Annotated in this window: 12 protein-coding genes; 3 read left to right on the top strand and 9 right to left on the bottom strand. The window is 71.8% G+C overall.

Annotated elements, in window-relative coordinates:
- Window positions 1-59 precede the first annotated feature (59 nt).
- The 8 genes from rbsD to AAW13_RS46060 all read right to left on the bottom strand — a co-directional run bounded on the left by rbsD (window position 60) and on the right by AAW13_RS46060 (window position 8,417).
- Window positions 60-449: a D-ribose pyranase gene (rbsD, locus tag AAW13_RS28660; RefSeq protein ID WP_046731646.1), complete on the bottom strand. Its 390-nt coding sequence runs from the start codon at window positions 447-449 to the stop codon at window positions 60-62.
- A complete protein-coding gene (locus tag AAW13_RS28655) occupies window positions 446-1,348 on the bottom strand; it encodes a ribokinase (protein ID WP_046731647.1) in 903 nt (300 codons plus the stop codon). The genes rbsD and AAW13_RS28655 overlap by 4 nt, the downstream gene beginning before the upstream one ends.
- A 103-nt stretch (window positions 1,349-1,451) precedes the next feature.
- Window positions 1,452-3,389, bottom strand: a complete 1,938-nt coding sequence (locus tag AAW13_RS28650; RefSeq protein ID WP_046731648.1) for an ABC transporter permease/substrate-binding protein — start codon at window positions 3,387-3,389, stop codon at window positions 1,452-1,454.
- Window positions 3,379-4,902 carry a sugar ABC transporter ATP-binding protein gene (locus AAW13_RS28645; RefSeq protein ID WP_046731649.1) on the bottom strand — a complete coding sequence of 508 codons (1,524 nt, stop codon included), beginning with the start codon at window positions 4,900-4,902 and terminating at the stop codon, window positions 3,379-3,381. The genes AAW13_RS28650 and AAW13_RS28645 overlap by 11 nt, the downstream gene beginning before the upstream one ends.
- A complete protein-coding gene (locus AAW13_RS28640; protein WP_046731650.1) occupies window positions 4,899-5,924 on the bottom strand; it encodes a LacI family DNA-binding transcriptional regulator in 1,026 nt (341 codons plus the stop codon). The genes AAW13_RS28645 and AAW13_RS28640 overlap by 4 nt, the downstream gene beginning before the upstream one ends.
- Window positions 5,925-6,297: 373 nt before the next feature.
- Window positions 6,298-7,191: a 4Fe-4S domain-containing protein gene (locus AAW13_RS28635; RefSeq protein WP_046731487.1), complete on the bottom strand. Its 894-nt coding sequence runs from the start codon at window positions 7,189-7,191 to the stop codon at window positions 6,298-6,300.
- Window positions 7,192-7,306: 115 nt separating this feature from the next.
- Window positions 7,307-8,092, bottom strand: a complete 786-nt coding sequence (locus tag AAW13_RS28630) for a VOC family protein (protein ID WP_046731488.1) — start codon at window positions 8,090-8,092, stop codon at window positions 7,307-7,309.
- A 151-nt stretch (window positions 8,093-8,243) separates the two neighbouring features.
- A complete protein-coding gene (locus AAW13_RS46060; protein WP_167391740.1) occupies window positions 8,244-8,417 on the bottom strand; it encodes a hypothetical protein in 174 nt (57 codons plus the stop codon).
- A 16-nt stretch (window positions 8,418-8,433) separates the two neighbouring features.
- Between AAW13_RS46060 and AAW13_RS28625 the strand changes: the two genes are divergently transcribed.
- Window positions 8,434-8,901 (top strand): HIT family protein, encoded by a 468-nt coding sequence (locus tag AAW13_RS28625; protein ID WP_046731489.1) that lies wholly within the window; start codon window positions 8,434-8,436, stop codon window positions 8,899-8,901.
- Window positions 8,902-9,270: 369 nt separating this feature from the next.
- Here the strand turns inward: AAW13_RS28625 and AAW13_RS28620 are convergent, their stop codons facing one another.
- Window positions 9,271-10,104, bottom strand: a complete 834-nt coding sequence (locus tag AAW13_RS28620; protein ID WP_046731490.1) for an isocitrate lyase/PEP mutase family protein — start codon at window positions 10,102-10,104, stop codon at window positions 9,271-9,273.
- Between the two features lie 171 nt (window positions 10,105-10,275).
- Here AAW13_RS28620 and recD2 point away from each other — a divergent pair, with 171 nt between their 5' ends.
- Together recD2 and AAW13_RS28610 are read left to right on the top strand one after the other, a co-directional pair.
- The gene (gene recD2 / locus AAW13_RS28615) at window positions 10,276-12,558 is read left to right on the top strand and encodes an SF1B family DNA helicase RecD2 (protein WP_046731491.1); all 2,283 of its coding nucleotides are present in this window, start codon (window positions 10,276-10,278) and stop codon (window positions 12,556-12,558) included.
- 178 nt (window positions 12,559-12,736) lie between these two features.
- Window positions 12,737-14,026, top strand: coding sequence for a citrate synthase (locus tag AAW13_RS28610; RefSeq protein ID WP_046731492.1), 1,290 nt, complete (start codon window positions 12,737-12,739; stop codon window positions 14,024-14,026).
- The last annotated feature ends 194 nt before the right edge of the window (window positions 14,027-14,220 follow it).

The following is a 14,220-nucleotide window of genomic DNA, read 5'->3' as shown; positions in this document are numbered from 1 at the left end:
TCCACCGATATTCGACGGCCGCCGGGGCACCGCACCCCACGCCAGGAAGGGCACCCCTCCTAGAAGAACACCCCGCAGCGCAGCAGTACGTTCGCGTACGGCCGGGCCTCGCCCGTGCGGACGACCAGCCGGGCGTCCGCCGACAGTTCCTTCAGGTGTTCGTGCGGGACCAGGGCCAGGCCGGGGAAGTGGCCGTCCAGGAGGGCGGCCGCGGCCGGATTGGCCTCGCGGATCTCCGTCGCCGCCGTCGCGCCCTCCACGACCAGCTCCTCCAGCAGCCCCTCCAGCACCTCGGCGAAGGACGGCACCCCGGCCCGGAAGGCGAGGTCCACGACCCGTGGCCCGTGCGGGATCGGCATCCCGGCGTCGCAGACCAGCACCCCGTGCCCGTGTCCCAACTCGGCCAGCGCACCGGCGAGATGACGGTTGAGAATGCCCGCCTTCCTCACAGCGCCTCGACCTCCGCCGCCGTCGGGTACGACTCCTGCGCACCCCGCCGGGTCACCGCCGCCGCCCCGACCCGGGCCGCGTACGCCGCCGCCTCCGGCAGCGCCGCGCCGGCGCCCAGCCGTACCGCGAGGGCAGCCGTGAACGCGTCCCCGGCGCCCGTGGTGTCCACCGCGGCCACCTGCACGGACGGCACCGCCGTCACGCCGTCGCCGTCGGCCACCAGCGCGCCGTCCGCGCCCAGCGTCACCACCACCGACCTCGGACCCTTCGCGAGCAGCAGCCGGGCCCAGTCGGCCGGCTCCCCGTCCGCGCCCGTCTCACCGAGGATCACCTTCGCCTCGTGCTCGTTGACGATCAGCGGGTCGCAGGCCGCCAGCACCTCGGCGGGCAGCGGCAGCGGCGGGGACGGGTTGAGCACGAAACGGCTGCCGGGCGCCATGCTCCGTACCACCTCCACCACCGTCTCCAGCGGGATCTCCAGCTGTGCGGAGACCACCCGGGAGGCGCCCAGGAGGCCGGCCGCGGCCTGTACGTCGGCAGGCGTGAGACGCCCGTTGGCGCCGGGGGACACCACGATGCTGTTGTCACCGGAGGGGTCCACGGTGATCAGCGCGACGCCCGTCGGCGCCCCGCCGACCAGCACGCCGGCCGTGTCCGCCCCGGCCGCCCGCTGCGAGTCGAGCAGCAGCCTGCCGTGCGCGTCGTCGCCGACCCGGGCCAGCAGGGCGGTACGGGCGCCGAGCCGGGCGGCGGCGACCGCCTGGTTGGCGCCCTTGCCGCCGGGGTGCGTGGCGAGGTCGCCGCCGAGCACCGTCTCACCGGCGGCCGGCCGCCGTTCGACCTCGATGACCAGGTCGGCGTTGGCCGATCCCACGACCAGGAGGTCGTAGTCGTACATCACATGACTCCCTATGCGAATGAGCGACGAGGCGGCCGGGCCGCACACCGAAGTGAACGCCCCGGCCGTCTCGGCAGTGCCTCAGCGGTGACTCGTCGGTGCCTCAGCCCGTGAAGCCCGCCACGTTGGCCTTCGTGATCACCTTCACCGGCACCTTGATCGTCGGGTCGATCCTCTTGTCCTGAATCGCCTTGAGCGCGCTGTCCACGGCGATCTTCCCGAGCTGCGAGGGCTGCTGCGCGACCGAGGCGTACAGCGTGCCGTTCTTGACCGCGGTCAGGCCGTCCGGGGTGCCGTCGAAGCCGACCACCGAGACCGACGTACCGGCCTTGGAACCCAGCGCCTTGATCGCGCCGAGCGCCATCTCGTCGTTGGCGGCGACGACACCCTGGATGTCCGGGTGGGCCTGGAGCAGGTTCGACATCACGTCGAGGCCCTTGGTGCGGTCGAAGTCGGCCGGCTGCTGCGCCACCACCTGGATACCGGGGTAGGCCTTGAGCCCGTTGGCGAAGCCCTGCGCCCGCTCCCGGGCGGCCGAGGTGCCGGCCTGGCCCTGGAGGATCACGATCTTGCCGTGGCCGTTGAGCTTGTCCGCGATCGTCTGGGCGGCCAGCTCACCGCCCCTGACGTTGTCGGAGGCGACCAGCGTGTCGGTCTTGGCGTCGTTGACGCCCCGGTCGACCGCGATGACGGGGATGTCCGCCTTGTCGGCGGCCTTCACGGAGTTGCTCGCCGCGTCCGAGTCCACCGGGTTGACGATGATCGCGCCGAGCCCGGAACTGGTGAAGTTCTGAAGCTGGTTGGCCTGCTGCGAGGCGTCGTTCTGGGCGTCCGTGACGGTCAGGTCCACGCCCAGCTTCTTCGCCTCGGCCTCGGCGCCGGACCGGATCTGCACGAAGAACGGGTTGTTCAGGGTGGACAGCGACAGCCCGACCTTCGGCGTGCCGGAGGCGGAGCCCGTGTGCAGCAGGGAGGTCGCGGCCGCCAGCGCCACGGTGATGACCACCGCGAGCGCGTACGTCCCGGCCTGCTTCCCCTTGCTCCCGCCGATCCGGGGCGCCGCCGGGGTGGCCCCGGCCTTGCGGCGCATGGTGTCGAGGAGCACCGCCAGCGCGATGACGACACCGATGACGACCTGCTGCCAGAACGCGGAGACGTTGAGCAGGTTGAGGCCGTTGCGCAGCACCGCGAGGATCAGCGCGCCGATCAGCGTCCCGGACGCCTTGCCCGTGCCGCCGGCCAGCGAGGCGCCGCCGATGACGACCGCGGCGATCGCGTCCAGCTCGTAGCCGTTGGCGGCCTGCGGCTGCGCGGACGACAGCCGGGCCGCCAGCACGATGCCCGCGACGGCCGCGAACAGCCCGGACAGCGCGTAGATGGCGAGCTTCTGCCGCGAGACCCGCAGTCCGGACAGCCGGGCGGCCTCCTCGTTGCCGCCGATGGCGTACATGGAACGGCCGATGTAGGTCCGGCCCAGCACGAAGGCCGCGATCAGCCCCATCACGACCATGACGAGCACCGGCACCGGCAGCCAGCCGCCGAGCGTGTCACCGAGGTGCGAGACCGAGTCGGGGAACGCGATCGGGGAGCCCCCGGAGATCACCAGCGACAGACCGCGCGCCACCGACAGCATCGCGAGCGTCGCGATGAACGACGGCAGCCTGCCGTACGCGATGAGGAAGCCGTTCACGAGCCCGGCCGCGACACCGGTGAGGACCGCGAGCACCACCGCGATGACGACCGGTACCCCGTTCTGGGTCGCGCTCCAGGCCAGCACGGTCGCCGACAGGGCCGCCACCGAGCCGACCGACAGGTCGATGCCGGCCGACACGATCACGAAGGTCACGCCGAAGGCGAGGATGGCCGTCACGGCCGCCTGGACGCCGACGTTCAGCAGGTTGTCGGTGGTCAGGAAGTCACCGGACAGCGCCGACATGGCGATGACGAGGACGATCAGCGCGGTGAGCGCGCCGTTGTCGAGGAGCAGCCGGCGTACGCCACCGGCGCCCGTAGTGGTGCTCTTGAGCGTGTCAGTGGCCACGAGCGGCCTCCTTGTCGGTCATGGTGGGGTTGCTGACGGCGAGCGCCATCACGGCGTCCTGGGTGGCCTCTTCCGCGGTCAGCTCGCCCGCGAGCCGGCCCTGGGCCATCACCAGCACCCGGTCGCTCATACCGAGCACCTCGGGCAGATCGCTGGAGATCATCAGTACGGCGGCCCCGGCGGCCGTCAGCTCATTGATCAGTTGGTAGATCTCGACCTTGGCGCCGACGTCGATGCCGCGGGTGGGCTCGTCGAGGATCAGCACCTTGGTGTCGGCGAGCAGCCACTTGCCGATGACGACCTTCTGCTGGTTGCCACCGGACAACGTGCGCACGTGCTGGCCGAGGCCCGCCATCCGGACGCCCAGCTGCCCGGCGATCCGCTCGGCGGCGGCATGCTGCGCCCTGAGATCGACGATCCCGGCCCGGGTGGCCTTCCGCAAGGTCACCAGGCCGAGGTTCTCCTCGACGGAGGCGTCCAGGACCAGGCCCTGCCCCTTGCGGTCCTCGGGGACGAGCCCGATCCCGGCGGACATGGCCGCGTTCACGTCGTGCCGCTTCAGCGTCGTACCGGAGACCCGGACGGCCCCCTTGTCGTAGGGGTCGGCGCCGAACACGGCGCGCACCACCTCCGTACGTCCGGCGCCCACCAGGCCCGCGACGCCGACGACCTCGCCGGCGTGCACCTCGAAGCTCACGTCGTGGAAGACACCGTCCCGGGTCAGCCCCTCCACGGAGAGCAGCGCGGCGCCGGTCTCGGCCCGCTCGCGCGGGTACTGCTGCTCGATGGACCGCCCGACCATCAGCCGGACCAGCTCGTCCTCGGGGGTGGCGGCGGGCACCTGGCCCACGCTCTTGCCGTCGCGGATCACCGTCACCCGGTCTCCCAGGGCGGCGATCTCCTCCAGGTGGTGCGTGATGAAGACGATCCCGACGCCGTCCGCGCGCAGCCGGCGCACGATCGTGAAGAGCTTCTCCACCTCGTCGGAGGTGAGCACCGCGGTCGGCTCGTCCATGATGAGCACCCGCGCGTCCAGGCTGAGCGCCTTGGCGATCTCGACCATCTGGAGACGGGCGATACCGAGTTCGCGCACCCGCGCCCGGGGCGACACGTCGACCCCGACCCGCCCCAGCAGGACCTCGGCGTCGGCCTCCATCCGCTTGCGGTCGATCACCCCGAAGCGGCGCGGCTGCCGGCCCAGGAAGATGTTCTCGGCGACCGTGAGATCCGGTACGAGGTTGAACTCCTGGTAGATCGTCGCGATCCCGAGCCGCTCGGAGTCCTGCGCACCGTGGATGCGCACCTCCTCGCCGTCGGCCAGGATCCGCCCCGCGTCGGGCGTGTAGGCACCGGAGAGCATCTTGATGAGGGTGCTCTTGCCCGCGCCGTTCTCACCGAGGAGTACGTGCACCTCGCCGCGGCGCAGGTCGAAGTCGACGCTGTCGAGCGCGACCACGCCGGGGAAGGTCTTCCTTATGCCCTCGATGCGCAGCAACTCGTCCTGGTTGCTCACGACTGGCTCCTGTTCTGAACGTTCTGGTCCGGGTTCTCGCCGCACGAACGGCGTACGACGAGCCGGGCGGGGAGGGTCACGGACTGCGGAGGCCGCCCCTCGATACGGTCGACCAGCGCGCGCACCGCGGCGCGCCCCAGCTCGCCGGTCGGCTGCGCGACGGCCGTGACGGGCGGGTCGGTGTGCACGAACCACGGGATGTCGTCGAACGCGGCCAGTGCCACGTCGTCCGGCACCCGCAGCCCGCGCGCCCGGACCGCGTCCAGCGCGCCCAGCGCCATCAGGTTGTCGGCGGCGAAGATCACCTCGGGCGGCTCGGGCAGGTCGAGGAAACCCTCGGTGACCCGCCGGCCGCTCTCGGCCTGGAAGTCGCCCTGGCCTATGTAGGCCTCGGGGAGTGGGACGCCGTACTCGGCGAGGGCCTCCCGGAAGGCCCGTACCCGCTCGCTGCCGGTGGTGGTGGCCGCCGGTCCCGCGATGATCGCCAGCCGCCGGTGCCCCAGCCCGTGCAGGTGCGCCACCAGGTCCCGGACGGCGGCCCGGCCGTCCGAGCGGACCACCGGCACGTCGACGCCCGGGATCCACCGGTCGACGAAGACCATCGGCGTGCCGCCCCTGGCCGCCTCCAGCATCAGCGGCGAACCGCCGTCGGTGGGGGAGACCAGCAGCCCGTCGATCCGCCGGTCGAGCAGGGTCCGCACGTGGTGGTCCTGGAGCTCGGGCCGTTCGTCGGCGTTGCCGATGATGACGCTGTAGCCGAGGGCGCGGGCCGCCTCCTCCACGGAGCGGGCCAGCTCGGTGAAGTACGGGTTGAGCACGTCGCTGATGACCAGGCCGAGGGTGCGGGTCTGGTCGGTGCGCAGGGAACGGGCGACGGCGTTCGGGCGGTAGCCCAGCGCCGCGACGGCGGCCAGTACCCGGGTACGGGCGTCGTCGCTGACCGACGGATGGTCGTTCAGGACGCGCGACACCGTGGCGACGGAAACCCCGGCCGCGGCAGCGACGTCCTTGATGCTCGCCATCGCCGCTCCACCTCCTCGTGGAACTCGTGCACCGCGTGGAATCGATTACACGGATGCGTGTACCGAGGATTGGAATCGATTACACGGGGATGGGGCAAGGGGGCGGAGACGGCCGAAACCGAATCGTGACTGATCACACCGCGGGGCTCAGGGATGCCGGCCGCCAGGGTCGGCGGGAGCCGGGTGGCGGGGTCAGGGAAGCCGGGGTCGGCCCAGGCCGGGCGACGAGGCTAGCCGGGAGCCGGGAGCCGGGAGCCGGGAGCCGGGTGGCGGGGGTCGGGAGCCGGGTGGCGGGGGTCGGCGGTAGCCGGGTGCCGGGGTCAGGGAGGCCGGGGGCCGGGGTGGGTGGGAGTCGGGCGGCGGGTGCTGGGCGTCACCAGCGCACCGCGGTGAAGTCCACCGGGCGGGGACGCAGTGCCTGGGTGCGCGCCGCCAGTCGCCGCAGGCGGGCGGCCATGTCGTCGGCGGGGAGCCGGCGGCGGTCGCCGTGACCCGGCAGCAGCCACTCGAAGCGCGGCCGGTCGGCGGCGGCCCGGCTCAGGGAGGCGGCCAGCTCCCGGATCGAGTACCAGGTGACGCTGTCGGCGACCTCGATGTCGGCCGTCGTGCGGGACCAGTAGAAGCTGTCGCCGCTGAAGCAGTACCGGTCGTCGGCGAGGTAGAGCACGCTGCCGCGGGTGTGGCCGGCGAACGGGAGGGCGAGGACGCCGTCCGCGATCTCGGCCGGGGCGGTGCCGCGCAGCACCCGGTCGGCGTCCGGGGCGGCGTCGAGGTCGCCCTCGTGGATCCAGAGCCGGGCGCCGAACCGGTCGGCGTACCGGCGGCCGTGCGCCGCGTGGTCGCGGTGGGTGAGCAGGACGTCCGTGACCGGGCCCGGTGCCTCGTGGCGCGCGGCGAGGGCCGGACTCCAGCGCGGAGTGTCGATCATCATCGACGTGCCGTCAGGACGCCGCAGGAGAAAGGAGTTGGCGCCGGCGGTGAGCGGGGAGTTGTGCCCGCACACCGCCACCGTGTCGTCCAGGGCCAGCGGGAACGGGTCCCGCCCCGCATCGAGCCGCCCGCCCGGGGGACGCACGGACCGGGTGGGACAGGCGTGCGCGGCGGCATGCAGGCGCTCGGCCTCCACGGCGTCGCGCGGCTGGCGCAGTACGACGGAACGACCGTCCACCTCGCCGATCAGCCCCGGCGCGAGTTGCCGGGCGACGTCGCAGTTCGTGCAGCGCCCGTCCACCCGCCAGCCGGGCGCCACCCGTTCGTCTCCACCCATGACCCCGTCCCCTTCCGTCCCCGTACCGCCGGTCGTCTCCAGGGGTATCGCCGGTGGCACGGAAACCGGAAGGGGCGCCGGACCTGTCGCTTTCGGCGCCGGCCTGCTCTGCGCGTCAGGCCATCGACTTCGGCGCGAGGATCGCGAAGACCGCGCCCTGCGGGTCGGCGACCACCGACATCCGGCCGGCCATCATGTCGAACGGCGGCGCGAGCACCGTGCCGTTCCGCTTGACCAGCGCGTCCACGGTGGAGTCCACGTCGTCCACCGCGAAGTACGTCAGCCAGTGCGGCGGGGTGCCGGGCCGGTCGTCGCCGAGCCGGGCGGCGCCGCCCACACCCCGGCCGCCCACGTTCAGCGACCAGTAGTCGCCCTCCGCGCCCGCCATCGGCTGGATCTCGATGCCGAAGGACTGTCCGTAGAAGCCGGTGGCGGCGGGCAGGTCGCTGGTGTTCAGCTCGTTCCAGATCAGCGTGCCCGGCTCGTTGGCCAGGCCCGCGCCGTGGAACTCGCCCGGCTGCCACACCCCGAACACCGCGCCCTGCGGGTCGGCGGCGATCAGCATCCGGCCGAGCGTGCCGACGTCCATCACCGGGGCCAGCAGGGTGCCGCCCGCCGAGACGATGGTGTCCTGGGTGGCCTCCGCGTCGGTGCTGGCCAGGTAGGTGGTCCACACGGTCGGCGGCTCGGGCTCGCCGTCGGGCGCCATCGCCGGGCCGATACCGGCCACCGGCTTGCCGTGCAGCGTGCAGACCGCGTACCCGCCGAACTCGGCCGCGCCGACCTCGCCCTGCCAGCCGAACAGGTCCCGGTAGAAGTCCAGCGCCGCCTGCTGGTCCTTCGCCATCAGATCGACCCAGCACGGGGTGCCGGTCGCGTACGGAGTGGTGATCTCGGGCATCTGAAGCTCTCCCTGCGCGCGAAGAAGTCCCCCGCCGCCCACCATCACCGTATCGACGATTTCCCGCCACCGGAACGACCGAGATCCCGACAACCCACCACGGACCCGACCCGCCCGCGCGGTGAACCCACGGACATCGCCGTGCACATCGTCAGTCCGTGTGGCCGAGGGCTCCGCGGTCGGCGAGCCGGAAGTCCCGCACCGTCCGGTAGAGCACGCGCTCGCGCGCGGCGGCGAGGGTGGCGAGAGAGCCGACGGCGCCACCCAGCAGAGCGGCGAGACCTGCGTCCGTGGGCCAGTGTGCCGTGGTCCAATGAGCGCTCATTCAGGGGAGGTTGCCCATGAGCGGTGAGTGTCTTGCGTGCGCTCTCATGGCGGGCCGGGCTCCGCTGCCGGGCGGGACCGTCCTGCGCACGGAGTTCTGGGTCGTCGAGCACTGCGTCGGCCCCCTGGGCCTGGGCACCCTCGTGGTCAAGCCGGCCCGGCATCTGCTGCACGTGGCCGACCTGACGCCACAGGAGTCCGCGGAACTGGGTCCGCTGTTGCGGAAGGTGAGCGCCGCGGTCACCGAGGTGACGACCCCCGAGCAGGTGTACGTGTGCCTGTGGTCGCATGCCGGCGGAGTCCCCGGCCACATCCACTTCGTCGTGCAGCCCGTCGGCAGCGAGGACATGGCGCGGTTCGACGCCTTCGGTCCCACGTTGCAGGTGGCCATGGGGGAGGCGGGGTGCTTCCCGAGGGCGGCCGAGGTGGAACGGGTCTGTCAGCGGCTGAGGGAGGCCCTGCGCTCCGGTCCGGCAGGCGTTTGACGGACGGGACCTTCGGGGGCGTGCATTCCGCGTGCCCTCGCGCAGGGGTCCGACCGGCGGGACGGTCTCACCTGCGGACACCTCCGGCCGAGGCCGGCTCGCACCACGCGTGCTTCCCTCGGTCGCCGGATCTCGACAGCGGCTGCCACCTTACGGATCCGAGTCCCGGGCGGTGACCAGTGCACGCGAGGACAGCCACCGCCCCCGTCCCCACCGCCGCCCGCACAACCGTCCGGGACTCCGAAGCCCCCGCCCGGGCCGCCCTCGCCTTTCCCGTCCTCGTCTTCGCGGCCGGCCCCGGGGTGCTGGAGAGCCGGCCCCGGGGTGCTGAAGAGCCGGCCCCGGGGTGCTGGAGAGCCGGCCCTGTGTCTAGGCCCCGCCCAGCAGTGCGTTCAGTTCGCCGTAGTCGAGGCTTTCGGTCAGTGCCGTGTAGGTGCCCGTGTCCAGGAGTTCCCGGGTGGCTCGGCGGATCACGGCGTGGGCGGCCTGGGCGATGGCCGAACCGACGCTGACGCGGGCGACGCCGAGCGCGGCGAGCTCGGCGACCGGGGGTGCCCCGGGGCCCGCCATGACGTTGAGCGGGCCGTCGACCCCCGCGACCAGCGCCTTCACGGTGTCCGGGGCGACTGCGCCGGGGACGAAGATCCCGTCGGCGCCCGCGTCGAGGAACGCGGCGGCTCGTTCGAGGGTCTCCGCCACCCCGCCGGTGCCCGAGAGGAACGTGTCGATGCGGGCGTTCACGAACAGTGGCACGCCCGCCGTGTCCGCGGCCGCGCGGGCCGCGGCGATGCGCTCGGCCTGTTCGGCGACCGGCCGCAGCGGGCCCTCGGCACCGTCGTACCGCGCGTCCTCGATGTTGACGCCGACCGCGCCCGCCGCGAGCACCGCGCGGACCGTGTCCCCGACACCCGCGGCGTCCGGCGCGTAGCCGCTCTCGATGTCGGCGGTCACCGGCACCCGGACCGCCCCGGCGATGCGCGCGACGGCACCGAGGGCCCGGTCCCGGTCCAGCCGGTCGCCGTCCGCCGCGCCGAGGGCCCAGGCCAGCCCCGCGCTCGTGGTCGCCACCGCGGCGGCTCCCGCGTCCTCGACGAGGCGGGCGCTGGTGACGTCCCAGGCGTTCGGCAGGACGAGCGGACGTCCGGGGACGTGCCGGGCGCGGAAGGCGAGGGCCTGGTCACGGAGCAGGTGATGCAGCGTCATGCGGATCACTCAACCACCCGCTGCCCGGCCCCGGCTGGCAGGAATCCGACACGTAGGTGACACCCCGGCCCCGCCCCTCTCCGTCCCAGCCCCGCCCCTGTCCGCCCCAGCCCGCCCCCGTCCGTCCCCGGCCGCCTCTCCGGTGTCAGTCCCCACCGGTACCGTCGGTCCATGGCTCAGCAGGCGGGGACCCCCACAGGCGAACGGCGGCTCGCCACCGTCGAAGGCGTGCTCGAACGCATCACGTACGCCAACGAGGACAACGGCTACACCGTCGCCCGCGTCGACACCGGCAGAGGCGTCGGCGACCTCCTCACGGTCGTCGGCGCGCTGCTCGGCGCCCAGGTGGGGGAGTCGCTGCGGATGGAGGGCCGCTGGGGCTCGCACCCGCAGTACGGCAAGCAGTTCACCGTCGAGAACTACACGACCGTGCTGCCGGCCACCGTCCAGGGCATCCGGCGTTATCTGGGTTCCGGACTGGTCAAGGGCATCGGACCGGTGTTCGCCGACCGCATCACCCAGCACTTCGGCGTCGACACCCTCCGGATCATCGAGGAGGAACCGAAGCGGCTGGTCGAGGTGCCCGGACTCGGACCGAAGCGGACGAAGAAGATCGCCGACGCCTGGGAGGAGCAGAAGGCGATCAAGGAGGTGATGCTCTTCCTCCAGACCGTCGAGGTGTCCACGTCGATCGCGGTGCGGATCTACAAGAAGTACGGGGACGCCTCGATCTCCGTCGTGAAGAACCAGCCCTACCGGCTCGCCGCCGACGTCTGGGGCATCGGGTTCCTCACCGCCGACAAGATCGCCCAGTCCGTCGGGATTCCCCATGACAGTCCGGAGCGGGTGAAGGCGGGGCTCCAGTACGCGCTGTCCCAGTCCGCCGACCAGGGGCACTGCTACCTCCCGGAGGAGCGGCTCATCGCGGACGCGGTCAAGCTGCTCCAGGTCGACACCGGGCTCGTCATCGACTGCCTCGCCGAACTGGCGGCGCAGCCGGACGACGGGGAGGACCCGGGTGTCGTACGGGAGAGGGTCCCCGGCCCGGACGCCGATCCCGTCACCGCCGTCTACCTCGTCCCCTTCCACCGTGCCGAAGTCGCCCTCGCCTCCCAGCTGTTGCGGCTGCTGCGCACCGGCGAGGACCGGATGCCGGCGTTCCGGGACGTCGCCTGGGACAAGGCGCTGGGCTGGCTGAAGGACCGTACGGGGACCGAGCTCGCCCCCGAGCAGGAGGCCGCCGTCCGGCTGGCGTTGACCGAGAAGGTGGCTGTCCTCACCGGCGGCCCCGGCTGCGGCAAGTCGTTCACCGTCCGGTCGATCGTGGAGCTGGCGCGGGCGAAGAAGGCCAAGGTGGTGCTGGCCGCCCCCACCGGCCGTGCCGCCAAGCGGCTCGCCGAACTGACCGGCGCCGACGCGTCGACCGTGCACCGGCTGCTCGAGCTGAAGCCCGGCGGGGACGCGGCCTACGACCGGGACCGCCCGCTCGACGCCGACCTGGTGGTGGTCGACGAGGCGTCCATGCTGGACCTGTTGCTCGCCAACAAGCTGGTGAAGGCCGTACCCCCCGGTGCTCATCTCCTCTTCGTCGGGGACGTCGACCAGCTGCCCAGCGTCGGGGCGGGGGAGGTGCTGCGGGACCTGCTCGCCGACGGCGGCCCGATCCCGGCCGTCCGGCTCACCCGGGTCTTCCGGCAGGCCCAGCAGTCGGGGGTGGTGACCAACGCGCACCGGATCAACGCCGGGCAGCAGCCCGTCACCGAGGGCATGAAGGACTTCTTCCTCTTCGTGGAGGACGAGACGGAGGAGGCCGGGAAGCTCGCCGTCGACGTCGCCGCCCGCCGCGTGCCGGCCAGGTTCGGGCTCGATCCGCGGCGCGACGTGCAGGTGCTCGCGCCGATGCACCGCGGGCCCGCCGGGGCCGGTGTGCTCAACGGCCTCCTCCAGCAGGCCATCACACCGGCCCGCCCCGACCTCGCCGAGAAGCGGTTCGGCGGGCGGGTCTTCCGGGTCGGGGACAAGGTCACCCAGATCCGCAACAACTACGAGAAGGGCAGCAACGGCGTCTTCAACGGCACCGTGGGTGTGGTCACCTCGCTGGACCCGGTCGACCAGCGCCTGACGGTGCTGACCGACGAGGACGAGGAGGTGCCGTACGAATTCGACGAACTGGACGAACTGGCCCATGCCTACGCGGTGACGATCCACCGTTCACAGGGGAGTGAATATCCCGCGGTGGTGATTCCGGTCACCACGGGAGCGTGGATGATGCTCCAGCGGAACCTGCTCTACACGGCGGTCACCCGGGCCAAGCGGCTGGTCGTCCTGGTCGGTTCGCGCAAGGCGATCGGGCAGGCGGTGCGCACCGTGTCGGCAGGTCGGCGGTGTACGGCACTCGACTTCAGGCTCTCGACGCCACGCATCACAAAAAATGATCGATCAAATGAGTCGTGAAGGTCACAAGGCACTTCCAGATGGGAGGACGAGGGGGCAGGATGAGCAGGTTGGCGGCACTGAGTGCCGTCGATAGGCCCAATGGTCGACCCCGAGTGCACTCTCCTGAGCCAAATGGGGGATGGTAGAGACAGTCAGGGCACCTCGAAGATGAGGCACTACGTCGGTGAGGGAAGACGTGAGCGACAACTCTGTAGTACTGCGGTACGGCGACGGCGAGTACACCTACCCGGTGGTCGACAGCACCGTCGGCGACAAGGGCTTCGACATCGGGAAGCTCCGCGCCCAGACCGGTCTCGTGACCCTGGACAGCGGCTACGGCAACACCGCTGCCTATAAATCCGCCGTCACCTACCTCGACGGCGAGGCCGGCATCCTCCGGTACCGCGGCTACCCGATCGAGCAGCTGGCGGAGCGCTCCACCTTCCTCGAGGTGGCCTACCTGCTGATCAACGGTGAGCTGCCGACCGTGGACGAGCTCACCACGTTCAAGAACGAGATCACGCGGCACACCCTGCTGCACGAGGACGTCAAGAACTTCTACCGGGGCTTCCCGCGCGACGCGCACCCGATGGCCATGCTGTCGTCGGTCGTCTCGGCGCTGTCCACCTTCTACCAGGACAGCCACAACCCGTTCGACGCGAAGCAGCGCGACCTCTCCACCATCCGTCTGCTCGCCAAGCTTCCGACGATCGCCGCGTACGCGTACAAGAAGTCGGTCGGCCACCCCTTCGTCTACCCGCGCAACGACCTCTCCTACGTGGAGAACTTCCTGCGCATGACGTTCTCGGTGCCGGCCCAGGACTACGAGCTCGACCCGGTCGTCGTCTCGGCCCTGGACAAGCTGCTGATCCTGCACGCGGACCACGAGCAGAACTGTTCGACGTCGACGGTCCGTCTGGTCGGCTCGTCCCAGGCGAACATGTTCGCGTCGATCTCCGCCGGCATCTCCGCACTCTGGGGCCCCCTGCACGGCGGTGCCAACCAGTCCGTCCTGGAGATGCTGGAGGGCATCCAGGCGACCGGCGGCGACGTCGACACCTTCATCCGCAAGGTGAAGAACAAGGAGGACGGCGTCCGCCTGATGGGCTTCGGCCACCGGGTCTACAAGAACTTCGACCCGCGCGCCAAGATCATCAAGGCCGCCGCGCACGACGTGCTCTCCGCCCTCGGCAAGTCCGACGAACTGCTGGACATCGCCCTGAAGCTGGAGGAGCACGCGCTCTCGGACGACTACTTCGTCTCGCGCAGCCTCTACCCGAACGTCGACTTCTACACCGGCCTGATCTACCGCGCGATGGGCTTCCCGACCGAGATGTTCACGGTCCTGTTCGCCCTCGGCCGGCTGCCCGGCTGGATCGCCCAGTGGCAGGAAATGATCAAGGAGCCGGGTTCCCGTATCGGCCGCCCGCGCCAGATCTACACGGGCGTCGTCGAGCGCGACTTCGTCCCGGTCGAGGAGCGCTGACACGTTCCGCCCGGGGGTGCCGTCCGGTACGGCGCCCCCGCTGTACGTGCATAGCAGAAGGCGCCCTGGAGCACCGGTCCCCCCACGGGCCGGCGACCAGGGCGCCTTCCCGTGTCCCGGTGCGGATTCCCCCCACGGGATCCGGCCGGGCGCTCGGTGCGGCAGCGCCTGAATCGCTGCGTTGAGCACGACGG

The sequence above is a fragment of the Streptomyces humi genome, assembly GCF_001005085.2.
Classification (GTDB): domain Bacteria; phylum Actinomycetota; class Actinomycetes; order Streptomycetales; family Streptomycetaceae; genus Streptomyces; species Streptomyces humi.
This window is presented reverse-complemented; position numbering and strand designations above follow the sequence as displayed.

Coding starts and splice junctions, on each gene's coding strand:
- AAW13_RS28655 (WP_046731647.1), bottom strand. CDS start 1,348: ATGTACGACTACGACCTCCTGGTCGTGGGATCGGCCAACGCCGACCTG.
- AAW13_RS28640 (WP_046731650.1), bottom strand. CDS start 5,924: ATGGCGAGCATCAAGGACGTCGCTGCCGCGGCCGGGGTTTCCGTCGCC.
- AAW13_RS28635 (WP_046731487.1), bottom strand. CDS start 7,191: ATGGGTGGAGACGAACGGGTGGCGCCCGGCTGGCGGGTGGACGGGCGC.
- AAW13_RS28630 (WP_046731488.1), bottom strand. CDS start 8,092: ATGCCCGAGATCACCACTCCGTACGCGACCGGCACCCCGTGCTGGGTC.
- AAW13_RS46060 (WP_167391740.1), bottom strand. CDS start 8,417: ATGAGCGCTCATTGGACCACGGCACACTGGCCCACGGACGCAGGTCTC.
- AAW13_RS28625 (WP_046731489.1), top strand. CDS start 8,434: ATGAGCGGTGAGTGTCTTGCGTGCGCTCTCATGGCGGGCCGGGCTCCG.
- AAW13_RS28620 (WP_046731490.1), bottom strand. CDS start 10,104: ATGACGCTGCATCACCTGCTCCGTGACCAGGCCCTCGCCTTCCGCGCC.
- recD2 (WP_046731491.1), top strand. CDS start 10,276: ATGGCTCAGCAGGCGGGGACCCCCACAGGCGAACGGCGGCTCGCCACC.